Annotated in this window: 22 protein-coding genes; 14 read left to right on the top strand and 8 right to left on the bottom strand. The window is 69.8% G+C overall.

The genetic code is table 11. The features are described from left to right. Positions 1-13 precede the first annotated feature (13 nt). Entirely contained in the window at positions 14-703 is a 690-nt protein-coding gene (locus U3653_RS13815; RefSeq protein ID WP_195080197.1) for a TetR/AcrR family transcriptional regulator, read from the bottom strand. 143 nt (positions 704-846) lie between these two features. Between U3653_RS13815 and mptB the strand changes: the two genes are divergently transcribed. The 6 genes from mptB (at position 847) to U3653_RS13785 (ending at position 6,642) form a co-directional block, all read left to right on the top strand. Further along, complete coding sequence (gene mptB, locus U3653_RS13810) at positions 847-2,529, top strand: polyprenol phosphomannose-dependent alpha 1,6 mannosyltransferase MptB (protein ID WP_195080198.1); 1,683 nt, start codon at positions 847-849, stop codon at positions 2,527-2,529. Then, a complete protein-coding gene (locus tag U3653_RS13805) occupies positions 2,526-3,458 on the top strand; it encodes an ABC transporter ATP-binding protein (RefSeq protein WP_195080199.1) in 933 nt (310 codons plus the stop codon). The genes mptB and U3653_RS13805 overlap by 4 nt, the downstream gene beginning before the upstream one ends. Beyond that, positions 3,455-4,246 carry an ABC transporter permease gene (locus U3653_RS13800; protein ID WP_195080200.1) on the top strand — a complete coding sequence of 264 codons (792 nt, stop codon included), beginning with the start codon at positions 3,455-3,457 and terminating at the stop codon, positions 4,244-4,246. Before U3653_RS13805 ends, U3653_RS13800 begins: the two co-directional genes overlap by 4 nt. A 66-nt stretch (positions 4,247-4,312) precedes the next feature. Further along, the gene (locus tag U3653_RS13795) at positions 4,313-5,287 is read left to right on the top strand and encodes a COX15/CtaA family protein (protein ID WP_195080201.1); all 975 of its coding nucleotides are present in this window, start codon (positions 4,313-4,315) and stop codon (positions 5,285-5,287) included. A gap of 202 nt (positions 5,288-5,489) precedes the next feature. Next, positions 5,490-6,377 carry a universal stress protein gene (locus U3653_RS13790; protein WP_195080202.1) on the top strand — a complete coding sequence of 296 codons (888 nt, stop codon included), beginning with the start codon at positions 5,490-5,492 and terminating at the stop codon, positions 6,375-6,377. After that, positions 6,367-6,642 carry a hypothetical protein gene (locus tag U3653_RS13785; protein WP_195080203.1) on the top strand — a complete coding sequence of 92 codons (276 nt, stop codon included), beginning with the start codon at positions 6,367-6,369 and terminating at the stop codon, positions 6,640-6,642. Before U3653_RS13790 ends, U3653_RS13785 begins: the two co-directional genes overlap by 11 nt. A 118-nt stretch (positions 6,643-6,760) precedes the next feature. On the opposite strand, the gene U3653_RS13780 is transcribed toward U3653_RS13785, so the two are convergent. The 3 genes from U3653_RS13780 to U3653_RS13770 all read right to left on the bottom strand — a co-directional run bounded on the left by U3653_RS13780 (position 6,761) and on the right by U3653_RS13770 (position 10,597). Beyond that, complete coding sequence (locus tag U3653_RS13780) at positions 6,761-8,995, bottom strand: serine/threonine-protein kinase (protein ID WP_195080204.1); 2,235 nt, start codon at positions 8,993-8,995, stop codon at positions 6,761-6,763. 922 nt (positions 8,996-9,917) lie between these two features. Continuing rightward, complete coding sequence (locus tag U3653_RS13775) at positions 9,918-10,142, bottom strand: hypothetical protein (protein WP_195080205.1); 225 nt, start codon at positions 10,140-10,142, stop codon at positions 9,918-9,920. Beyond that, positions 10,139-10,597 carry a DNA-directed RNA polymerase subunit beta gene (locus tag U3653_RS13770; protein ID WP_323123980.1) on the bottom strand — a complete coding sequence of 153 codons (459 nt, stop codon included), beginning with the start codon at positions 10,595-10,597 and terminating at the stop codon, positions 10,139-10,141. The genes U3653_RS13775 and U3653_RS13770 overlap by 4 nt, the downstream gene beginning before the upstream one ends. 385 nt (positions 10,598-10,982) lie before the next feature. Between U3653_RS13770 and U3653_RS13765 the strand changes: the two genes are divergently transcribed. The 4 genes from U3653_RS13765 (at position 10,983) to U3653_RS13750 (ending at position 13,351) form a co-directional block, all read left to right on the top strand. Continuing rightward, the gene (locus U3653_RS13765; RefSeq protein ID WP_323123979.1) at positions 10,983-11,117 is read left to right on the top strand and encodes a hypothetical protein; all 135 of its coding nucleotides are present in this window, start codon (positions 10,983-10,985) and stop codon (positions 11,115-11,117) included. Positions 11,118-11,153: 36 nt separating this feature from the next. Beyond that, a complete protein-coding gene (locus U3653_RS13760; RefSeq protein WP_195080206.1) occupies positions 11,154-12,386 on the top strand; it encodes a helix-turn-helix domain-containing protein in 1,233 nt (410 codons plus the stop codon). Positions 12,387-12,525: 139 nt separating this feature from the next. Next, on the top strand, positions 12,526-12,783 hold the full coding sequence (locus U3653_RS13755; RefSeq protein ID WP_323123978.1) for a hypothetical protein: 258 nt from the start codon (positions 12,526-12,528) through the stop codon (positions 12,781-12,783). Beyond that, positions 12,722-13,351, top strand: coding sequence for a flavoprotein (locus U3653_RS13750; protein ID WP_323123977.1), 630 nt, complete (start codon positions 12,722-12,724; stop codon positions 13,349-13,351). The genes U3653_RS13755 and U3653_RS13750 overlap by 62 nt, the downstream gene beginning before the upstream one ends. Before the next feature lie 305 nt (positions 13,352-13,656). On the opposite strand, the gene U3653_RS13745 is transcribed toward U3653_RS13750, so the two are convergent. Beyond that, entirely contained in the window at positions 13,657-14,448 is a 792-nt protein-coding gene (locus U3653_RS13745) for a transporter substrate-binding domain-containing protein (RefSeq protein ID WP_195080208.1), read from the bottom strand. Between the two features lie 3 nt (positions 14,449-14,451). Then, positions 14,452-14,802 carry a hypothetical protein gene (locus tag U3653_RS13740; protein WP_195080209.1) on the bottom strand — a complete coding sequence of 117 codons (351 nt, stop codon included), beginning with the start codon at positions 14,800-14,802 and terminating at the stop codon, positions 14,452-14,454. Between the two features lie 61 nt (positions 14,803-14,863). On the opposite strand from U3653_RS13740, the gene U3653_RS13735 reads away from it, so the two are divergent. Beyond that, on the top strand, positions 14,864-15,829 hold the full coding sequence (locus tag U3653_RS13735) for a quinone oxidoreductase family protein (RefSeq protein WP_195080210.1): 966 nt from the start codon (positions 14,864-14,866) through the stop codon (positions 15,827-15,829). A 42-nt stretch (positions 15,830-15,871) separates the two neighbouring features. Here U3653_RS13735 and U3653_RS13730 read toward each other — a convergent pair whose 3' ends face one another. Next, positions 15,872-16,468, bottom strand: coding sequence for a TetR/AcrR family transcriptional regulator (locus tag U3653_RS13730; protein ID WP_195080211.1), 597 nt, complete (start codon positions 16,466-16,468; stop codon positions 15,872-15,874). A gap of 90 nt (positions 16,469-16,558) precedes the next feature. Here U3653_RS13730 and U3653_RS13725 point away from each other — a divergent pair, with 90 nt between their 5' ends. After that, a complete protein-coding gene (locus U3653_RS13725; protein ID WP_195080212.1) occupies positions 16,559-17,974 on the top strand; it encodes an FAD-dependent monooxygenase in 1,416 nt (471 codons plus the stop codon). Here U3653_RS13725 and U3653_RS13720 read toward each other — a convergent pair. Next, the gene (locus U3653_RS13720) at positions 17,967-18,956 is read right to left on the bottom strand and encodes a heme o synthase (RefSeq protein ID WP_397068632.1); all 990 of its coding nucleotides are present in this window, start codon (positions 18,954-18,956) and stop codon (positions 17,967-17,969) included. The two genes, U3653_RS13725 and U3653_RS13720, sit on opposite strands and share 8 nt — an antisense overlap. Positions 18,957-19,455: 499 nt before the next feature. On the opposite strand from U3653_RS13720, the gene tkt reads away from it, so the two are divergent. Both tkt and tal read left to right on the top strand, forming a co-directional pair. Then, positions 19,456-21,597 carry a transketolase gene (gene tkt, locus U3653_RS13715; protein ID WP_195080213.1) on the top strand — a complete coding sequence of 714 codons (2,142 nt, stop codon included), beginning with the start codon at positions 19,456-19,458 and terminating at the stop codon, positions 21,595-21,597. 6 nt (positions 21,598-21,603) lie between these two features. Further along, positions 21,604-22,740: a transaldolase gene (tal, locus tag U3653_RS13710; protein ID WP_195080214.1), complete on the top strand. Its 1,137-nt coding sequence runs from the start codon at positions 21,604-21,606 to the stop codon at positions 22,738-22,740. The last annotated feature ends 3 nt before the right edge of the window (positions 22,741-22,743 follow it).

The following is a 22,743-nucleotide window of genomic DNA, read 5'->3' as shown; positions in this document are numbered from 1 at the left end:
TAGAACGTTCTTTCTAGTCAACGGTTTCCGCCGCATCGTGTTGCTGCGCTGGGATTTCCGGAAATTTTCCGGATGAGGGCGCCGCCCCGGCCTGGGTGTCGACGGCACCGTCCCGCGCCGCGACAGCGCCGATCCCCGCCGCCGCGAAGGTCGTCCGGATCAGCCGCTCCATGGACTTCGCCACCGTGCGCAAGGGTGCGTCCGATTGGCGGATCCGGGCCAGGATGGTGGCGCCCTCGTAGGCGGCGACCACCGTGGCGGCCAGTTCGGCCGCGTCTTCCCCGCCGAGGCCGAGTTCGGCGAGCAGACCGGCGAACGCCTGCTCCATCGTGTCGAAGGCGCGCACGCACGCCGAGCGCACCGCCGCCACATCGCTGCCGCCGTCCAGCGCAGGCGTGCCGACCGGACATCCGTCGGTCCACTGCGAGTCCGCGAGCTTGCCTGCCATGAATTCGAACAGCGTGGCCAAGGTGGCGAACACGTCGGTCGGCGCCTGCCGGATCATCCGGCCGGTCAGCACGCCGGTCCCGGTGATCGCCGCGACCGCGATCTCCTCCTTGCCGCCGGGAAAATGGTGGTAGATCGAGCCGTACGGCAGTTCGGCCGCCTCGCTCAAAGCCTTCAGACCGAACCCGTGATACCCGTGCCGCGCCAGCAGCCCGGAGGCGGCCACCTCGATCCGCCGCCTGGACTCCGAAACCATGCGTCGATTGTGCCGCCTGAGCCGGGCGGGTCCGGGCGAAACGACCGGGTCCGTTCGCAGTGCGGGATGCGCCGCGCGAGAGTCCCTGGCACCCAGACCCGCCGTCACCGTCGTCGGCGCGCAGTGCAACTAGGCTTCGTTGCGTGGCGGTACTGGACGGCGCGCGGCGCAGGACACTGGCGTTCGGGCGCCGGGCACTCGGACTCGACGTGCCCGCGGCCGATCACACGATCGCGGTGCTGCACCGCGACGAGTCGGAAGTCCCCGGTCTCGATCGCAAAGAGCTGGCGCAGCTCGACCGGATCCGCCTGATGGGCGCGACCGGCACGGTGCTGATGGCGATCAGCGCGCTGGGCATCGGCGCGCAACCGGTGCACCAGAACCCCACGTCCGGCGTGCGCGTGCTCGGCATCTTCGCCCGTGCCCACACCGGCTCGCTGGCCATGTGCATGACCGGCACCGTCGTGGTCGTCCTGGCCTGGCTGCTGCTGGGCCGGTTCGCGGTGGGCGGCATCGGCGGCTCCCCCGTCCACCGGCTGACCCGCTCGCAGCTCGATCGCACGCTGCTGCTGTGGCTGATCCCGCTCAGCGTCGCTCCCCCGCTGTTCAGCAACGACGTCTATTCCTATCTGGCGCAGAGCGAGATCGCCGCGCGCGGCATCGACCCCTACGAGGAAGGCCCGGTCGCCGGGCTCGGGATCGACAACGTTCTCACCAACAACGTCCCGACCATCTGGCGCGACACTCCCGCGCCTTACGGTCCGCTGTTCCTCTGGATCGGCCGTGGCATCGCCGAGCTCACCGGCGACAACATCATCGCGGGCGTGTGGGTGCACCGCATCCTCGCGCTCGGCGGCGTGGCATTGATCGTCTGGGCGCTGCCCCGGCTGTCGGTGCGCTGCGGCGTCGCGCCGGTGAGCGCGCTGTGGCTCGGCGCGGCCAACCCGCTGGTGCTGTTCCACCTGGTCGGCGGCGTGCACAACGACGCGCTCATGCTCGGCCTGATGCTCGCGGGCCTGGAGTTCTGCCTGCGGGCCATCGAGGACACCCACCCGTTCGACGGCCGCGCCTACGCGTGGCTGATCGGCGGCGCGATCATCATCACGCTGTCGTCGTCGATCAAGTTCACCTCGATCATCGCGCTCGGTTTCGTCGGCATGGCGCTGGCCCGCAGGTGGGGGGCGTCGCTGCGCACGGTCGCCGTCGCCGCCGCCATGCTCGGCGCGATAGCCATCGGCACAACGCTTTTCATCAGCTCGGTGAGCGGCCTCGGCTTCGGCTGGATCTACACGCTCAACACCGCGAGCGTGGTGCGCAGCTGGATGTCGCTGCCGACGGTGCTGGGCATCATCACCGGATTCGGCGGCGTGCTGCTCGGGCTCGGCGATCACACCACCGCGCTGCTGAGCATCACCCGCCCGATCGCCGCGCTGGTCGCGGCCTTCTTCACGGTGCGCATGCTGGTCGCCACCGGCACCGGGCGGCTGCATCCGGTGGGCGCGCTCGGCGTGGCGCTGGGCGCGATCGTGCTGCTGTTCCCGGTGGTGCAGCCGTGGTATCTGCTGTGGGCGATCGTGCCGATGGCGGCGTGGGCGACGCGGCCGGTGTTCCGCGTTCCGGCGGTGGCGTTCTCGGCGATCGTGAGCGTGATCCTGATGCCGCGCGGCGCCGATCTGGAAGTGTTCCAGATCGTGGGCGCCGCGATCGCCACCGTGATCGTCGGAGTGCTGTTCATCGTGATCACGCGCAATTCTCTGCCGTGGCGCGGACAGACGGGGGTGTCGGCTCCGTCACAGGTGCCCACCTCCTACGGTGTGAGATCGTGAACGCACCCTCCGGACCCGCCGTCAGCGTGGACGGCGTCGTCAAGCGTTACGGCGACACCACGGCCGTGGACGGCCTGACGTTCGAGGTGGAGCCGGCGCGGGTGCTCGCGCTGCTCGGCCCCAACGGCGCGGGCAAGACCACGACGGTGGAGATGTGCGAGGGATTCGCCGCGCCGGACGCGGGCACGGTGCGCGTGCTCGGGCTCGATCCCATCGCCGATTCCGAACGGCTGCGGCCCCGCATCGGCGTCATGCTGCAAGGCGGGGGCGCGTATCCCGGTGCGCGTGCGGGCGAGATGCTCGACCTGGTGGCCGCGTACTCGGCGGAACCGCTCGACCCCGACTGGCTGCTGCGCACCCTCGGCCTCCAGGACAACCGCCGCACCCCCTACCGCCGCCTCTCCGGCGGCCAGCAGCAGCGACTCGCCCTGGCCTGCGCGCTGGTGGGCAAGCCGGAGATCGTGTTCCTCGACGAGCCCACCGCGGGGCTGGACGCCCAGGCCCGGTTGATCGTGTGGGAGCTGATCGACGCGCTGCGCCGCGACGGGGTGACCGTGGTGCTGACCACGCACATGATGGACGAGGCCGAACAACTCGCCGACCAGCTGGTGATCATCGACCACGGCCGTATCGTCGCCTCCGGCACCCCGGCCGAGGTCACCGCGCACGGCGCGGCCGGGCAGCTGCGCTTCTGCGCGCCGCCGAAACTGAACCTGGAACTGCTGGCCAACGCCCTGCCCGAAGGGTTCGCGCCCCGGGAGACCACCCCGGGCACCTATCTGGTGGAAGGCGAGATCAATCCGCAAGTGCTCGCGACCGTCACCGCGTGGTGCGCGCGCATGAACGTGCTGGCCACCGACATCCGGATCGACCAGCGCCGCCTCGAGGACGTCTTCCTCGACCTGACCGGACGGGACCTGCGCGGATGAGCGAGCACGACCGGACCGCCAACCGCTTCGCGCCGGGCACCTTCGCCCCCGCCCCGCGCCCGAGCGGCCGCGCCGCGATGCTGCTCGCGCAGACCAGGCTCGAGCTGATCCTGTTGCTGCGCAATGGCGAACAACTCCTGCTGACCATGTTCATCCCGATCACCCTGCTGGTCGGCCTGAGCCTGCTGCCGTTCGGCGACCTCGGCACGCACCGGGTGGACAAGATCGTGCCCGCGGTGATGATGGTGGCGGTCATGTCCACCGCGTTCACCGGTCAGGCCATCGCGGTCGGCTTCGACCGGCGCTACGGCGCGCTCAAGCGCCTCGGCGCGACGGCGCTGCCGCGCTGGGGCGTCATCGCGGGCAAGAGCGCGGCCGTGCTCATCGTGGTCGTGCTGCAAGCGGTGCTGCTCGGTCTCATCGGCTTCGCGCTGGGCTGGCGGCCCGAACCCCTCGGCCTGCTGCTGGGCGCGGCGGTGATCGCGCTCGGCACCGCGACGTTCGCGGCCATGGGCCTGCTGCTGGGCGGCACACTCAAAGCCGAAGTGGTGCTCGCGCTGGCGAACATCCTGTGGTTCGTCATGCTCGGCGTCGCCAGCATCGTGTTCGCCTCCGAGGACCTGCCCACGGCGGTGAGCGTGCCGGCCCGGCTGGTGCCGTCGGGGGCGCTGGCGGAAGCGCTGGAAAGCGCGATGCACACCAGCGTCGACTGGTTCGGGATCATCGTGCTCGCGGTCTGGGGCGCGGTGGCGGGCGTCGCGGCCACTCGCCTCTTCCGCTTCCACTGAGCCGCAACGACGAAATGTAGTAGACCGGGTGCGGCGGCCGGATCGGGCCCGGCTACCATTTTCGACGTGCTGTATCGCGCGTTCTTGCGACTCGTCGACAAGCTGCCGCTGCCCTCGTCGCGAGTGCAGCGCCTGATCGCGCTCGCGGTCATCCTCTCCCAGGCGGGCATCTCGGTGACCGGCGCCGTCGTGCGGGTCACCGCGTCCGGTCTCGGCTGCCCCACCTGGCCGCAGTGCTTCCCCGGCAGCTTCACGCCGGTCGCGGTGTCGGAGGTCCCGGCGATCCATCAGGCGGTGGAGTTCTCCAACCGGCTGCTCACGTTCGTGGTCACGCTGTGCGCGGCCGCGATCGTGCTGGCCGTGACTCGCGCGCGCCGCCGCCGCGAGGTGCTGGTGTACGCGTGGCTGATGCCGGGCGGCACCGTCGTGCAGGCGATCATCGGCGGCATCACGGTGCGCACCGGGCTGCTGTGGTGGACCGTCTCGACGCACCTGCTGGCCTCCATGGTGATGGTCTGGCTCGCGGTGGTGCTGTACGCGAAGATCGGCGAACCCGACGACGGTATCGACACCGTGCAGGCTCCCGCGCCGCTGCGCTGGCTCACCGCGCTGGCCGGTGTCGCGCTCGCCGCCGTCCTGATCGCGGGCACGTTGGTGACCGCCGCAGGACCGCACGCGGGCGACAAGAGCATCGAACGCCCCGTGGAGCGGTTGCAGGTCGAGATCGTCACCTTGGTGCATCTGCACTCCCAGCTGCTGGTCGGCTACCTCGCACTGCTGATCGGCCTGGCCTTCGGCCTGTTCGCGGTCGGCATCGCACCCGCCGTGCGCACCCGCTTGTTCGTGCTGCTCGGCCTGGTGTGCGCGCAAGGGCTGGTCGGCGTCGTGCAGTACTTCACCGACGTGCCCGCGGCGCTGGTCGTCGTGCATGTCGGCGGTGCCGCGGCGTGCACCGCCGCCACCGCCGCGCTGTGGGCATCGCTGCGCACCCGGGAACGAGTGGCCGCGCCGAAGCCCGACCCGGCGACCCGAGCCGCCTGACCCGCACCGGCCCGGCACAGGCGGCCGGGCCATCGGCGCGACGGTCCTGCGGGCGATCGCCCGGTTCGCTCGGTGGCTCCGGCTTCCACCGCCCGGTGAAGGTCTTAGGTCCCCATCATCGGGGGCCACCGACCCCGGTGCCGCCGCTGGTGTCGCTGCGAAGGTGAGAGCCGACCCTGTCGCAGCGGCCATCGGAGATGAAATGAGCACACCAGCCGACCGTCGGTCGATCATCGTCGGAATCGACGGCAGCCCGACCGCTGTGGGCGCAGCGCGCTGGGCCGGAGCCATCGCGAGCCGGCAGCACGCCGCAGTGGTGTTGCTGAGTGTCTTTCCGGCGCCGGATTACCAGCTGACGTCCTACTCCCGGGCCGAGGCCGATCTGCTGCTACCCGAACTCCGAGCGGTGGCGAAGCAGAAGGTCGAGCAGGCGTGCGCGGCCGTGCGCGCCGAGCAGCCGGAGCTGGAGATCCGCCAGGTCGTGGAGGACGGCAAGCCCGCACGCGAGCTGATCGCGCACAGCGGGGACGCGCGCATGGTCGTCGTCGCGGCCAAATCCCGAGACCGGCTCTCCACGCTGCTGCTCGGCTCCACCGCGCTCACGGTCGCGAAGAAGGCGGCCTGCCCGGTGACCGTGTGGCGCGGGAGGCTCGACCAGCCGCGGCCGGACACGCGACCGGTGCTCGTCGGCGTGGACGGCAGCCCGGGTGGGTCCGCCGCCGTCGGCGAGGCGTTCGAACTGGCGTCCGCGCTGGGCGTCGAAGTGACCGCCTTGCACGCGTGGAACGACCCGGACCTGCTGCAATGGACCCCGGTGCCCGACACGTGGAGCGCGCTGGCCCAGCAAGAGGAGCAGCTGCTGTCCGAGCGGCTGGCCGGATGGTGCGAGAAGTACCCGGACGTCACCGTCACCAAAGTGGTCGAAAAAGCCACGCCCGCCCGGGCACTGCTCGAGCATGCCGAAAAGGCGCAGCTGGTGGTCACCGGCAGTCGTGGGCAGAACCGCCTGACCGGACTCCTGCTCGGCTCGACGAGCCAGAACCTGCTGCATCATGCGGCGAGCCCGGTGGTGATCTGCCGTGGACAGTAGGACAGCGGACGCCGGCGACGGGCCATTGCTCCGCACGCCGCTGGTCGAAGGCCACGACGTGCGCCTCGCGCCCCTCGGACCGGTCGCGGAGGTCCTGGGCTTGACGATGGTGGTAGCCGTGCTCGCCGCCTTGTCGAGGATTCCCGCGTGGACGTCGGATTACGGCGTCATGGTGATCGCCGCCGTCATCCTCTATCTCGCGGTCGCGACCGGGCTGGTGCGCTGGGGCGGCGAGTACCGGCGCGATCGGCGCCGCGACACCTGAATCTCGCCACTGAGCCCGCTCGCGGGATCGGTCGCTCGTCGGGCGCCCCGAGTCGTTCCCGGTGAACGAATCGGGCGCGCCGGCGCATGCCTCTCTTGGTCGCGGGCCGGGGCGCAGATCAGCGCACGCTCTCCGGAGCCCTCCCGACCACCCGCTGAAGCGCCCGCAAGTCCGCGTCGAGCGTCCGGAACAGCCAGTACACGGCGACGAACGCGAGTCCGCCGACCGCGCACAAGCCCAGCACCGAATCGCGCACCAGCGGAAGTTCCTCGGGTTCCAGCAGGCTGAAACCGGCCAGCACGCCGACCAGCGGCACCGACGCCGTGACCGCGAGATAAACCGTGGTTCTGCGGCGCAACGTGCGGATGACGCCGGAGTCGTGCGCCGTCGTGCGGCTGTAGCGCAGATAGACCGGATAGACACACCGCACGATGTAGAACGTCGACAGGAAGAACGTGTAGGCGACGGAGATCACCGCCGCCATCAGAACGGTCGTCGCCGCGTGGACCACCAGCCGCGCCGGGAGGTCGGTGAGCCACAGGCACAGGAACACTCCGGTCACCGTGGCCGTGATCCCGGTCTGGAAGGTGTTCAACGCACACATGTCTCCCCAGAACAGGGTTCGCGACCGCACCCGCGCGAGCAGTGCGTCGTCGTAGCGTCTGCCCGCGCGTAAGCCGCGCGGAACCGCCAGTAGATCACGCGACATCAACGCGTAGATGACGATGGACAGCGGCCCCGCGACCAGCACGAAGACGAACACGCCCATGTTGAGCTGCCAGTTCGTGTGATCGGGCAGGCGCTCTCTGATCAGTTCCTGCACGTGCACCGCCATATAGATCGTCGCCAGGCCGACGCCGACCAGCGAGGACAACCACAGGACGGGAGTGGGCCTGCGCGCGAGCCGGGCGCGCCAGCTGCCGGGGGCCGGATAGACGAGATCGCGGGCGCGCTGCTCCAGGCACAGGTCCAGTTGCTGCGCCAGTTCGGAGCCGGACGAGTAGCGGTCCGCGCGGTCGGGCGACAGGCACTTCAGCAGCACGCGGCGCAACGCCATCGGGCAATCCGGCGGCAGCTGCGACAGGAACGCCGGATCGACGGGTTTGCGCCGCAGTTCGATCATGCGCGCCAGCGACGTCTGCGAATCGCCCGCCGAGGTCTCGTCCGCGAAGGGACGTCGTCCGGTGAGCAACTCCCACAGCATGACGGCCAGCGCGAAGATGTCGCTTCGCGTGTCCAGGTCCGCGGCGGTCACGGGCAGGTCGGGATGGCAGGCTTCGAGCTGCTCGGGCGACATGTACGCCAGCGATCCGCCGAAGTACGCCAGGGGGCTGGTGCCCCGGACGCGTTTGCTGAAGCTGACGTTGAAGTCGGCCAGCTTCGGAATCCCCTCCGCGCTCAGCAGCACGTTCGCGGGTTTGATGTCGCGATGCAGCACCCCTCGCTCGGACGCGTGCTGCAGCGCGTCCGCGAGCCTGCGCCCCAGCCACACCACCGTCTCCGGCCAGGTCAGGCCCGCGATCCGGAGCCGGACCGCCGATTCCGTCGGCCGCACCTCGCCTTTGTCGGCGAGCACCTGGTCGATGGCGTCGAGCAGCAGTTGCCCGCCGCGCCGCTCCTGCGGCGCTGTGCGCGACAAACGCAGCACGTCGAGCAGTGTTCCGCCGGGCAGGTACTGCATGTAGAGCAGCTTCAGCTCGCCGTCGGCGATGAGTCGCTGGTCGAAGATGCGCACGATGTATTCGTGGTCGAGCTGGGCGAGCGTCTGCGGCTCGTTGCCGTGGTTGTGCGAGATCTTGACCGCCACCAGCCGCTGCATCGACTGCTGCCGCGCGAGGTACACCTGAGCGAAGGCGCCGACCCCGATGCGCATCAGAAGGTCGAAATCGTCGACTCGATCGCCGACGTCGATGGCCTCCAGCGCGACCTGGGCGCTGGGACGAGCGATCATCGTGCTGCGGTAGTCGCTGGTGATCCGGTCGAGATCCGGATCGGCCGCCGTCGCGGTGGCGGTACCGTCCGAATCGGCGGCGTCGCCGTGGCCGCCACGGCGCATGGCGTGGAATTCCTCGTAGACCAGATCGGCCGGGAACGGAGCGCTGCGCAGCTCGGGGAATTCCGCGCGGTAGTCGATCAGCCGTTTGGGGAAGTGGTAGCGAAGCCAGCGGAACTCGAGGTCCACCTTGATCAATTCGATCAGCATCGTGTGCCGATCGGCCGGTTCGCGGGGCAGATAGGAGGACAGATCGGGCGGGAATCCCGACGCCCAAGCCTCGGAGAATCGCGCCACGGCGGCGGCGAGCGCCGCACGGGTCCGTTCCGCCGAATCGGCGAGATCGATCGGTTCGCGCATCGGTAGCTCGGAGTCAGCCGTTGCGGGTCAGCCGGCGGCTACACACGATGCGTCCTTGCCTCGCAGGTGTTCCACATCAGCTCCTTGACGTCGAATTACCCTGCTCAAGGGTATCGCTCCGCGCGCGGGTGTCGCGGCATCAGCGCAAACGCCTCCCGATGGATTGCTCAGCGGACGCTCGCGCCCGGCGTCCCGCGCTCGACTCGGGTTCGGTCGCCGTCCGCTCGTCCGAACTGCCGGGAATGGCAGCGCCGAGGCCGTGCTCGAGACCACTGGTATCCCGCTCATCCGGCTGGAACGGGCAGCGAAAACTCCCATGAGTAGAACGCGCGCCGCACCACCTAGTACACCGCCCGCACGTCGCACGGCACCGGGTATGCCCGGCAAACCTCGACTTCGGAGGGGCGGCGGGGCCAGCGCTCGACATGGAGACCACGATCCGTCTGCGAGTACACCCGGGCGGTCGACGGAAGACCGGCCGACAGTGCGGACGCCGGGCAGCGCCGAGAACACCGGAAGCACCGCGCCCGTCGGCCCAGTGAGCGTATCGCTGAGAAACAGCGCGACAGGGATGGCGAGACCACCCAGAAGCTCGGACAGGGCGACAGATCGGACGCCAGGCAGCGCCCCGAGAACGCCGGAAGCACCGCGAGCACGCCCGCCGCCCCCGTTGGCCCAGTGAACGTAGCGCTGAGAAACAGCCCAACCGGGACCGCCCATAAGCAGGGTGACGCGACGAGTTGGGCCAGGACGGGAACCGGACGCGGACCGCCGGACCTGCGTCAGCGCCTTCCCATCCTGGCCCAGCCGAGCGGCACGACGATGCGGCCGGGTTCCGGTTGCACGGGCAGCGCGACTTCCCGTCAAGCCCGTCTCGGCGCTCGGAGACGCGGCCGCGTCCACTCCCCGGCTGACCCACTGCTCACGGGTCGAGGAACAACCGCTCGTTCGGCAGGCGGGGCAGGCCCGTCGGATCGTCCGGGAGCACCGTGGCCGCGTCCGCATAGTGGCGGGAGCTCCACTCCTGGACGAAAAGTGCGGCAGCGCTCGCACAGGCCGCGAAGTTCAGGCGCACGTCGTGGAATTGGACCGAGACATGGACATCGGGCTCTTCCGGGCGCGGCGACCGCTGCTGCGGCCCGGTCACCACCGGCGTCCCGCGCGTACCCGGATCGCCGCGACGACGACCGAACCCGACGGCCGGAACGTATCGCGCGGCGGTTCGACCCACACGCGGAAGCACGGCGACCGGTCGGCGGGCGACGGCAGGGCGATCTGCGCACCGCGGCGCGCGACCGACACGTCCAGCCGGAACAGCTCGGCGAACAAGGCGACTTCGTCGGGCAGGTCCGGCCGTACCAGATAGGTCCAGCGCTTCGAGCGAGGATGCGAGATGATCGGCCCGAGCGCGGACCGCCGGAGCTGCAACAGCGCCTTCACCTCCTGGCCGAGCCGAGCGGGCATGGTGATCGCGCCGACTCGGCCCGCGGGCACGATGATGCGGCCGAGTTCCGGTTGCACGGCCGCCGGGAGCCCGCACTGCCGGTAGAAACGGCACCGGCTGGCCGGGGTGTCGGCCGCCGGATCGCACAGGTCGCTCACCGCGTGCCCTCCCGCCCCGCCGCGCCGGGATCACCGACGCGGCGCGAGGCCGTCGCGCGCCGATCGTGTCCGCGCAGCGATCGCGACGGCATCACGTCGAGGCGCGGTCGGTTGCTATCGGCGACTCGCGGACGACGACGGCGAAGGCGATGCGCATGGCGCTGGACGACTCGCGCCCGGAAACCGTTGCGAGACAGTTGATCCGGTAGGGATAGCGTGGAGCCGGGCGCGGACGCCGACACCGCGCGAATCGCACCGAGCTCATTTCGATCACCGATCGCCACCGTCGCGATCGCGTCACCGTGCCGCTTCACGAACGTGTCGTTCCACGCGAAATCGACTGCCACTCCCCGCATCACGTTTGCCTTCCCCTGCTCATCGCGTTGTGAGCACCCGCGCCTGGAGCGCGACCGTTGTCGCGCGCACCGACGTGCCCGTCCCGAAGGCGAGTGCTCGCGACAGCTTGGCGGGCTGCCGGACCGGCGTTGTCCCGGTGCGGGACACCTGGCGGCGCGTCTAGCATGGGGTTTCGATCAGCATCCGGCGAGGAGAGCCGATGAGCGAGGGTCAGGGGAACGACGAGGGCCGGTACATCGGCCGACAGGTGCGTGCCATTCGCGCGCGCCGTGGGATCTCGCAGCAAGTGCTGGCCGATCGGGTCGGCGTAAGCCGGGGCGCGATCGCCAAATACGAGAACGGTGAGCGCCCCATCGATTCGCGGCGGACCCTGCACGCCCTCGCCCAAGCGCTCGGCGTCGCGGTCGGTGATCTGACCGGCGATCAGGACGACCGGTTCGACCCGTCGTCGGCCGGGTTCCACGCCGCGGTGCCCGCCATCGAAACCGCGCTCTGGACCCGGGGGGATACCACTCCGACTGCACCACCCCGCAGCCTCACCGAACTCGCGGCGACAGCACGTCATGCTGCGCATCTGCGACGCGCGTGCGACTACGCGGCACTCGGTCCGCTGTTGCCTGCTCTACTCACCGACTGCTATCGACACGCTCGTGATGCGACCGGAGCCGATCGCGATACTGCGTGGGACGTGCTCGCCGCGGCGTCGTACACGACAGCCGCGTCCTTGAAGGCCAGAGGGTACTCGGCGTTGGCTTGGACAGCAGCACAAGAGATCGAGCACGCAACCGCGAACATCAGTGGCACTTCGGGTTCGGCTACGGCAGCCTTCACTCGAAGCCAGATCCTGCTGTCCCGCCCCGGCTCATTGACTGCCGCGCTCGACGGCGCGACGAACGCTGCCGAGCGCCTCGGCCCGGAGGTGCGAAGCCGTGGCGAGATCGAAACCTACGGCATGCTGCACTTGCAGGCCGCGCTCGTTACCGCAGCGCTCGGCGGCGACCCTGACGACCACCTGAACGAAGCGAGCCAGCAAGTCACCCGGCTCGACGAGGTTCCCCCGGAAACCGCGACTCTCCGAAATCCGACGTTCGATGCCGCGAACGTGATCCTCTGGCGCATGTCAGCGGCAATGGAGAAACGCGAACCAGGCCAAGTCCTCGAACTCGCCCCCACCCTCGACCCGCAGACCATCCCCGCCGAAGGCCGCCGAGCCCAGTACTTCGTCGAGATCGGCCGCGCCCACGCCCTGCGCCGCGACTACCGCAACTCCCTGCACGCCCTCCTGCGCGCCGAACACATCGCCCCACAGCAAGTGCGCGGCATGACCCACGTCCGCGAACTCGTCGGCCACATGATGCGCACGGCCCACCGCAACCTCACCACCGGCGACCTCGGCCGCCTCGCCAAACGCATCGGCGCGGTCCCCTCCTGACACACCTGCGACTCCGGGCAACATATCCGTTGCGCCACAGTAGATTGCAAGACTTGCGCATCCGGCTTCGGCGGACCGGCGGCGGGCGACGAGGGACAGCGGAACTGCGTGACGCTGGAAGCCGAAGAACGGCACCGGCGTGATCGAACCGGACGACGACGCCGCCAACACCCTCGTCCGGTTCCACTTGTCGAATGCTCGCGGCGATCTGAACATCACCAAGATTGCCGAGGGCCTGCCGGTCGATGTCGAGATCGAATCGGCTCCTCGAGGGAAATTCGCCTGCCGCGCCGTATCGGTCCATCGAAGAGATCGGCCGAGTACCGAGAACGCCGGTGGCGGTGCTCGACGGGACTCGACCGGGCTCGAGCCGCCCTCCGGCGGCGTGGCACCATGAAAACGTGGACGCCAACGGAAATCCCGTGCTGTACGCCCTCGTCACCGGTTCGCCCCCCGCCCGCGATGTCGGCAAGTTGATCGCCCTGGCACAGGCCGACGGCTGGGAGGTGTGTGTGATCGCCTCGCCGTCGGGAACCGGGTTCATCGACGTCGACGCGCTCCGAGCGCAGACCGGTTATCCCGTGCGCAGCCAGTACAAGGAACCCGGCACGCCGGATGTGCTGCCGCCCGCCGACGGCATCATCGCCGCACCGCTCACCGGCAATTCGATCGCGAAATGGGCTGCGGGGATCTCGGATACGCTTCTGCTCGGTCTGCTGGTCGAAGGGCTCGGCAAGGGCCTGCCGATCGTCGGTGTGCCGTACTCGAACCGCGCGCAGATCAGCTTTCCGGCGATCCAGGAGGGGATACGCAAACTGTCCGAGTGGGGCGTCACCATCGTGATCGGCGAGGGCGAGCCGCACGAGCGGGGCACCGGGGAGGCGCGCCTGCCCCTCTTCCCGTGGCAGGCGGCCTGGAAAGCGCTTCTCGAGCATCCACGCCGGGACGGGACCGCTCCGAGCTGACCACCGGTTTCGGCGTCGCTCGCCACCGTCCGCCCGTTTCGCCGCCCAGCATCGCGCATGGCCTGGATGGCCGGCCCGAGCTACTTACCATCGCAGCCACCCTCCCCGCATGCCGCCCCTCGCGCACTGCCGAGCGACAACCACGCCTGACCGTCGGCATTGTCCACCCCGCCCGGACGCGCACCAGCCCGCTCCGTTGCCTGCACTCGGGCGCGCTTCCCCGACGGCGTGGCGGCTCGCTCGGAACACCTCGGCCGGCTCCAGCTCGGAGGGCAGCGTCGCCTCGGGATAGTCAGCGCACGAACTCAGCCCACGGGGGCGTTCGGCCCGATCCACTGGTCGAACAGCCGATCCACGGCCCCCGTCGCGAGCTGAGTGGTCAAGTACGCGTCCAGCAAGGCCGCCAGGACAGGATCGTCCTTGCGCACCAACAGCACTTTCCCGAACGAGTCGAACGGCGCTTCGGGATGCAGCACTTGCAGATCCGGATGCTGACGGACGCGGTAGCGGCCCTCGACCGAATCGGTGACGAACACGTCGGCGCGGCCCTGCTCGATCTCGCCGAAAATCGTCAGATTGTCCGGCCACAAGGTGAGTTGCGCGTCGGGGAAGTGCTTGCGCGCGAAATCCTCGTTCGTCCCACCGCGATTGGCGATCACGCGAACGCCGGGACGGTTGATCTCCGCGACGGTCGAGTACGCCGCGCCGTTCGCGCGATGGGTGATCGGGGCCTTGCCGTCGGTGCCGTAGGTGATCGAGAAGTCCGCGAACGCGCGCCGCGACGGCAGGTCGGAGATGCCCCCGACCGCGAGGTCGCAGTCCCGTTCGGCGAAGTCGGTTTTCAGCGTCGCCCAGGTGACGGGCACGAACTCGATCGGACGGCCGAGCAGCGCGGCGAAACCGCGCGCGAGATCGACGTCCACCCCGCGGTGCTCCCCCGCGTCGTCCCTGAGCGAGTACGGCGGGTAATCGCCGGGCGTGCAGGCGCGCAACGCGTTCGGGGCCTGCGCGGCCGCCGGAATCGCCACGGCGGCGAGCACCGTCCACCCGGCGATCAGCACCGCGCCGATCCGGCCGGGCAGCGTCAGGCTACGCAACGATCACTTCTCGTTGCGCGCCTTGGGGAAACGGGCCTGCTTGGCGACCCAGCCCGCCATCTTGGCCCAGTGGCCCTTGCGCGGGGTGACGATCGAGGTGAGCTCACGATCCCATTCGTCGGCCTCGGTGAGACCGTCGATCGTGGCGACCAGCTCCTTGGCCGTCTCCAGGTCCGGGACCACCCGGTCACCGAGCACACCGTCGGCGCCGACCAGGGTGACACGCACACCCGCGCGACCGATCGGCTGGAGCACGGCCGTGGCGGAACGTCCGTGATCGGCGACGAACCCCTTGACGGACTCGACGAGGGCGCCCGACAGCTTCTGCGGCGCCGTGGCGGTTTCAGCACTCATGGCACGCAGTTTACCGACCGGTAGGCAGCGCGCCCGCCGCTCGGGTGTAGAACTGGATCTCATGCACGCCATTCAGGTTTCCGAACACGGTGGTCCCGAGGTCCTGAAGTACGTGGAGGTGCCCGATCCGCGGATCGCGCCGGATCAGCTCCTGGTCGACACGCAGGCGATCGGCATCAACTTCATCGATACCTACATCCGCACCGGGCGCTATCCGCAGGCGGTCCCCTACATCCCCGGCTCGGAAGGCACCGGCGTCGTCACCGAGGTCGGCTCGCAGGTCACCGAGTTCGCGGTCGGCGACCGGGTGGCCTGGGCCGCAGCGCCGGGCAGCTACGCCCCGAAGGTGGCGGTGCCCGCCGCCGTCGCCATCCGGGTGCCGGACGGCGTCGATCCTCCCGTCGCCGCGTCGGCCCTCTTGCAGGGCATGACCGCGCACTATCTGATCGAGTCCATCTACCGGCCCGAGCGCGGGGAGGCGGTGCTCGTGCACGCGGGCGCGGGCGGTGTCGGGCTGATCCTGACCCAACTGCTCACCGCCCGCGGCGTCCGGGTGATCACGACGGTGTCCTCCGACGAGAAGGAGACGCTGTCGCGCGCGGCGGGAGCCGACGAGGTGCTGCGCTACGGCGACGGACTCGCCGACCAGGTGCGCGAACTCACCGACGGCGTCGGCGTGGCGGCGGTCTACGACGGCGTCGGCGCGGCGACCTTCGAGTCCAGCCTCGCCGCGCTGCGCGTGCGCGGCATGCTCGCCCTCTTCGGGGGCGCGAGCGGTCCGGTGCCGCCGTTCGACCTGCAACGCCTCAGCGCCGGCGGGTCGTTGTTCGTCACCCGCCCGACGCTGGCGCACTACACCAGGGACCGCGCCGAGCTCACCTGGCGCGCGGGCGACGTGCTCGACGCCATCGCCAAGGGCACGCTCAACATCAGAATCGGCGCGACCTATCCGCTCGCCGACGCCGAGCGGGCCCACCGCGACCTGGAAGGCCGCAAGACCACGGGTTCCATCGTCCTGCTGCCGTGAGCCGACGGCGGCGGGCGATCCGGCGGATCGTCCACCGCCGGATCAGTAGTCGCGGCCGGTGAGACCGCGATAGACGAAACGGGTCAGGCCCTCGACGGCCTGCTCGTCGGTCAGTTCGACGTTCCCTTCCTCCACCGCCGCCAGCAGGCTCTGCGTGAGCAGGAACATCATCGCCAGGCTGGCATCCGGGGTGCTCGGCAGCCGCAGTCCCCGGTCGGCGAATCCCTCCACGTGGTCGGCGATGTCCGCGCGCTGCCGACTGCCGAACCGCGCGACCATCCGCGCGAATTCCTCGTTGACCAGCGCCGCCTGGTTCACCGCTCGCAGCACGGGCGCGTGCTCTCGCGCGAAGGTCCAGTACCCGGCGATGTGATAGCGCACCGCGTCGGGGTCGCTGAAATCCGGGTTGTGACCGGGACCTTCCGCGCGCTCGTCCCCCGCCGCCGCCAAATCGTTCAGCAGCGCCTGCAGCAGTTCTTCCTTGCTCGCGAAGTGGTTGTAGAACGACCCGGCCGCCCGTCCTGCGGCGCTCGTGATGTCGGTGATCTTGGTGTTCAGGTAGCCGCGCTCGGCGAACAACCGCAACGCCGCGGCCTTCAACGCCTGCTCGGTTTCGGCCGACTTCTCTCTGCGACTCATCGACACCCACCTCACCTCCTTGACAACGCAACGTACCAAGCATGACACTGAATTCGCATTCACTGAATTTTGATTCATCAGGAGTACGCCATGACACAGCTCGTCCTCGTCGCGGGCGCCGGACCCACCGGCCTCACCCTCGCCCTCGATCTCGCGCGCCGGGACATCCCCGTCCGGATCGTGGACAAGGCGGCCACGTTCTTCGCCGGCTCCCGGGGCGACGGCATCCAGCCGCGCACCCTCGAAGTGTTCGACGACCTGGGGGTGCTGGACGCGGTGCTGGCGGCCGGAATGCCGACGCCGGTGATGCGCGTGCATCTGGGCGGCGAGTTCGTCACCGAACGCCGGATGAGCGAGCCCGTCGAGCCGACGCCCGCCGTCCCCTACCCGAACCTGTGGGTGCTCGGCCAGTCCCGCACCGAGGCCGTCCTGCGCGAGCGGCTGGCCGAGTTCGGCGTGCGGGTGGAACTCGCGACCGCGCTCACCGGCTTCACGCAGGACGACCACGGCGTCACCGCGACGCTGGAACGCGACGGCAGGCGGGAGACCGTGCGCGCCGCCTACCTGATCGGCGCGGACGGCGGCAAGAGCACCGTCCGCAGGACACTCGGCATCCCGTTCGAGGGCAGCACCGACGAATCGCTGCGCATGCTGCTCGGCGACGTGCGCGCCGACGCGCTCGACCACGAGTTCGGCTACTGGTTCGCCGACGCCGACGAGCCGATGCGGGGCATCGCGTTGTCCCCGCTGCCCGGTGGACGCCAGTTCCAGTTCGCCGCGCCGTTGACCGGCGACGCCGAGCCGAGCCTCGAGTTGCTACAGGAGTACGTGGACCGCTACTGCGGGCGCGACGACGTCACCCTCAGCGACCTGACCTGGGTCACCGTGTGGCGCCCGAACATCCGCCTGGCGCGGCGTTTCCGCGACGGCCGGGTGTTCCTGGCCGGCGACGCCGCGCACGCGCATCCGCCCACCGGCGGCCAGGGCATGAACACCGGCATCCAGGACGCCTACAACCTCGGCTGGAAGCTGGCCGCCGCGCTCGCCGGCGACGACACGCTGCTGGACAGCTACGAGGCCGAGCGCAGGACCGTGGCCGCCGGGGTGCTCGGGCTCAGCTCCGAACTGCTGGACAAACTGGTCGAGGGCGAGCAGGACGCGATGGAACGGGGACCGGAGACCCAGCAGTTGAACATCAGCTACCGCGACCCGGCCGAGCGCGCCGCGCTCGCAGTCGGCGATCGCGCGCCGGACGCACCGGTGAAGGACGAGACCGGGCGGCCCGTCCGCTTGTTCGACCTGTTCCGGGGGCCGCACGCCACGGTGCTGTCCTTCGGCGCGCAAGCGGAGGCAGGGCCGCACGCGTACGCGGTGGTGCGCCCTGGGCAGCAGGTGGCGGGATCGCACGTGGTGGACGTCGACGGACACGCCCACGCGGCCTACGCCGCGACCGAGGGCACCCGGGTGCTCGTGCGGCCGGACGGCTACCTCGGCGCGCTCAGCTGAAGAAGCTGCCGACGGTGTCCCAGCCGAGCACCGAGTCCACCGCGAGGCCGCAGAACACCACGGCCAAGTAGTTGTTCGACTGGAGGAACAGCCGCAGCGGCTTCACCGACTCGCCGCGCCGCACGCCCGCGTACAGCTGGTGGGCCATGAGCAGGAACCACGCTCCGGCCACCAGCGCAACCGCCGCGTAGATCACGCCGGTGGCGGGGACCAAGGCGAGCGTGGTGAGCACGGTCAGCCAGGTGTAGACGACGATCTGCTTGGTGACGGTCCGCTCGGTGGCGACCACCGGCAGCATCGGCACGCCCGCCGCGCGGTAGTCCTCCTTGTAGCGCATCGCCAGCGCCCAGGTGTGCGGCGGGGTCCAGAAGAAGATGACGCCGAACAGCGCGATCGCGGGCCAGCCGATGCCGCCGGTCACCGCCGACCAGCCCACCAGCGCCGGCATGCAGCCCGCCGCGCCGCCCCACACCACGTTCTGCGAGGTGCGGCGCTTGAGGCCGAGCGTGTAGACGAAGACGTAGAACAGGATCGTTGCGACGACGAGCACGCCGCTGAGCAGGTTCGCCTGCCACCACAGCCAGGCGAACGAGCCGACGCCGAGCGCGACGCCGAACACGAAGGCGTTGCGGGTGGGCACCGCCTCCCTGGCCAGCGGCCGCTTGGCGGTGCGCTTCATGACTTTGTCGATATCGGCGTCGGCGACGCAGTTGAGCGTGTTCGCGCTCGCCGCGCCCATCCAGCCGCCGAACAGGGTCGCCAGGATCAGCCGGATGTCGATGGTGCCGCGGTCGGCCAGCAGCATGGTCGGGATCGTGGCGACGAGCAGCAGCTCGATGACCCTGGGCTTGGTGAGCGCGATATAGGCCAGCACCCGCCGCATCAGCCGGGACGGTAGGCCGGGACCAGTGAACCGGTCGGCCAGCGCCGTCGCGGAGGAGCCGTGCGCACCATCGCCACCCGGCTGTTGCCCAATCCGCACTGTCTCTCCTCGCACGCTGTGCATCGCATCCGGCATCGACCAGCAGTGCACTCCTCCCGATGGTTACGGGTGTGCCCGCGCCGGACTTCCGTCCGCCCCGGCGCCCCCTCCGACCGGTGCGGCGCGACTACTACTACAAAGGATGGTAGACCCCCGCCGCGCTCCCCCCTCCCGTCGCCCCCGCACTACACCGCCGCAACACGACGCCCCCACGCACCACTCCGACCTTCCCCACCTCCCCGGTCCAGGGCGCTCCGGAACTCACGAGTGGCACATGCTGGAGGCGAATCACGAGTACGCCTCTCCGTCATGTGCCGCGCACGCGCGAACATGCAGCGAAACCCGGCCCGGGAAACCAACACAGGGTTAATGGTGTGCCGGTCAGTGGGCACATCTAGGGTAGGTGGGTATACCCGGTCAGCACGCCGTAGCTGCCGCGCGAACTTCGCCGCTAGAAACCCACCGCCGTCGACGAACCAATGTCAGGAGAACCTCGGTCGTGTCGATCACAGACGACATCCGCGCCCTCACTCAGCCGAACCACCCGGACGACTGGACGGATCTGGACACCAAGGCTGTCGACACCATCCGGGTTCTGGCCGCCGAGGCGGTGCAGAACGCCGGAAACGGCCATCCCGGCACCGCGATGAGCCTGGCGCCGCTGGCGTACACGCTCTACCAGCGCACCATGCGCATCGATCCGAGCGATCCGAGCTGGGTCGGCCGCGACCGGTTCGTGCTGTCGGCCGGTCACTCCAGCCTGACGCAGTACATCCAGCTGTACCTGGCGGGTTACGGCCTGGAACTGGACGACCTGAAGAACCTGCGCAAGTGGGGCTCGCTCACCCCTGGCCACCCCGAGTTCCGGCACACCGACGGCGTCGAGATCACCACCGGCCCGCTCGGCCAGGGCCTGGCCTCGTCGGTCGGCATGGCGATGGCGGCGCGTCGCGAGCGCGGCTTGTTCGATCCCGCCGCCGCGCCGGGCACCAGCCCGTTCGACCACTTCATCTACGTCATCGCCTCCGACGGCGACCTCGAGGAGGGCGTCACCTCCGAGGCGTCGTCCCTCGCCGGCACTCAGCAGCTGGGCAATCTCGTCGTGATCTACGACGACAACAAGATCTCCATCGAGGACGACACCACCATCGCGTTCACCGAGGACGTCGCCAAGCGCTACGAGGCATACGGCTGGCACGTGCAGGTGGTCGAGGGCGGTGAAGACGTCGTCGCCATCGAGGCCGCGCTGGAAGCGGCCAAGGCCGAGACCGGCAAGCCCTCGATCATCGTGCTGCGCACCATCATCGGCTACCCCGCCCCCAGCAAGATGAACACCGGCACCGCCCACGGCGCCGCCCTGGGCGCGGACGAGGTCGCCGCCACCAAGAAGATCCTCGGCTTCGACCCGGACAAGAGCTTCGACGTGGACCCGGCCGTCATCGAGCACACCCGCAAAGCCATCGAGCGCGGCCGCGCGGCGCACGAGCAGTGGCAGCAGTCCTTCGACGCGTGGGCCGCGGCCAACCCGGAGAACAAGGCGCTGTTCGACCGCCTGTTCGCGCGGCGGCTGCCGGAGAACTGGACCGCGAATCTGCCCAGCTACGAACCGGACCCGAAGGGCATGGCCACGCGCAAGGCGTCCGGCAAGGCGCTCGCCGCGCTGGCGCCGGTGCTGCCGGAGCTGTGGGGCGGTTCGGCCGACCTGGCCGAGTCCAACAACACCACCATGCCCGACCAGCGCAGCTTCGGGCCGGAGTCGATCTCCACCGGCATGTGGAAGGCCGATCCGTACGGCCGCACCCTGCACTTCGGCGTCCGCGAGCACGCCATGGGCGCGATCCTCAACGGCATCGCGCTGCACGGCCCGACCCGTCCGTACGGCGGCACCTTCCTGGTGTTCAGCGACTACATGCGCCCCTCGGTGCGCTTGGCCGCGCTGATGCGGGTGCCCGCGATCTACGTCTGGACCCACGACTCCATCGGTCTGGGCGAGGACGGCCCCACCCACCAGCCGATCGAGCAGCTGGCCGCGCTGCGCGCCATCCCGGGCCTGAACGTGGTCCGCCCCGGCGACGCCAACGAGACCACCTACGCCTGGCGCACCATCCTCGAGCGCGACAGCAGCGAGCACAGCTCGCACTTCTCGGTGTCCGAGCCGCCGCACCAGGACGGCCCGTCCGCCTTGGCGCTGACCCGCCAGGATCTGCCGATTCTCGAGGGCACCAGCTACGAGGGCGTGTCCAAGGGCGGTTACATCCTGGCCGAGGCGTCCACGGGCACACCGCAAGTGATCCTGATCGCCACCGGATCGGAGCTGCAGCTCGCGGTCGCCGCCCGCACTACGCTGGAGGAGCAGGGCATCGCCACCCGCGTGGTGTCGATGCCGTGCGTGGAGTGGTTCGACGCGCAGGACAAGGCTTACCGGGACGAAGTGCTTCCGCCCGCGATCGCCGCGCGCGTCGTCGTCGAAGCCGGTATCGCGATGCCGTGGCACCGGTTCGCCGGTGACGCGGGCGAGATCGTGTCGATCGAGCACTTCGGCGCCTCCGCCGACTACAAGACCCTGTTCCGCGAATTCGGCTTCACTCCGGAAGCCGTCGTTGCCGCCGCGCAGCGCACGCTCGAGAACGTGAAGGGATAAGCGCTCATGGCTCAGAACGAGAATCTCGCCGCCCTCTCGGCGGCGGGAGTGTCCGTATGGCTCGACGATCTGTCCAGGGACCGGATCAGCTCCGGCAACCTGCTCGAACTGATCGAGACCAGGTCCGTCGTGGGGGTGACCACCAACCCCACGATCTTCCAGGGTGCGCTCAGCCAGGGGCACGCCTACGACGGCCAGCTGAAAGACCTTGCCGCGCAGGGCGCCGACGCCGACGCCGCGATCCGCACCATCACCACCGATGACGTCCGCGCGGCCTGCGACGTGTTCGCTCCGGTCTTCGAGGCGACCGGCGGCGTGGACGGCCGGGTGTCCATCGAGGTCGACCCGCGCCTGGCGTTCGACGCCGACAAGACCGTCGCGCAGGCGGTCGAACTGTGGAAGATCGTCGACCGGCCCAACCTGTTCATCAAGATCCCGGCCACCGAGGAGGGCCTGCCCGCGATCACGGCCGTGATCGCCGAGGGCATCAGCGTGAACGTCACGCTGATCTTCTCGGTGCAGCGCTACCGCGCGGTGATGGGCGCCTACCTGGAAGGCGTGAAGAAGGCCAAGGTCGCCGGGCACGACCCGGCCAAGATCCATTCCGTCGCCTCGTTCTTCGTCTCCCGCGTCGACACCGAGATCGACAAGCGGCTCGAGGCGATCGGCACCGAGGAGGCGCTCGCGCTGCGCGGCAAGGCGGGCATCGCCAACGCCCGTCTGGCCTACGCCGAGTACCAGGACGTGTTCGACGGCGGCAAGCACACCTCCACGTACCAGACCCTGGCCGCGTCGGGCGCGAATCGGCAGCGGCCGTTGTGGGCGTCGACCGGCGTGAAGAACCCGGAGTACCCGGACACGATGTACGTCACCGAGCTGGTCGCCGGGAACACGGTGAACACGCTGCCGGAGAAGACGCTGCAGGCCGTCGCCGATCACGGCGTGATCAGTGGCGACACGGTCAGCGGCAAGGCGGAGGAGGCCAAGGAGGTCTTCGATCGGCTCGCCGCGGTGGGTGTCGACCTCGACGACGTGTTCGCGGTGCTCGAGCGCGAGGGCGTGGACAAGTTCGAGAAGTCCTGGGAGGAGCTGCTTTCGGCCACCGCCGACGAGCTGAAGTCGGCGTCGACCGGGAACGGCTGATCG

This window comes from Nocardia implantans (genome assembly GCF_035544775.1).
GTDB classification, from domain to species: domain Bacteria; phylum Actinomycetota; class Actinomycetes; order Mycobacteriales; family Mycobacteriaceae; genus Nocardia; species Nocardia implantans.
This window is presented reverse-complemented; position numbering and strand designations above follow the sequence as displayed.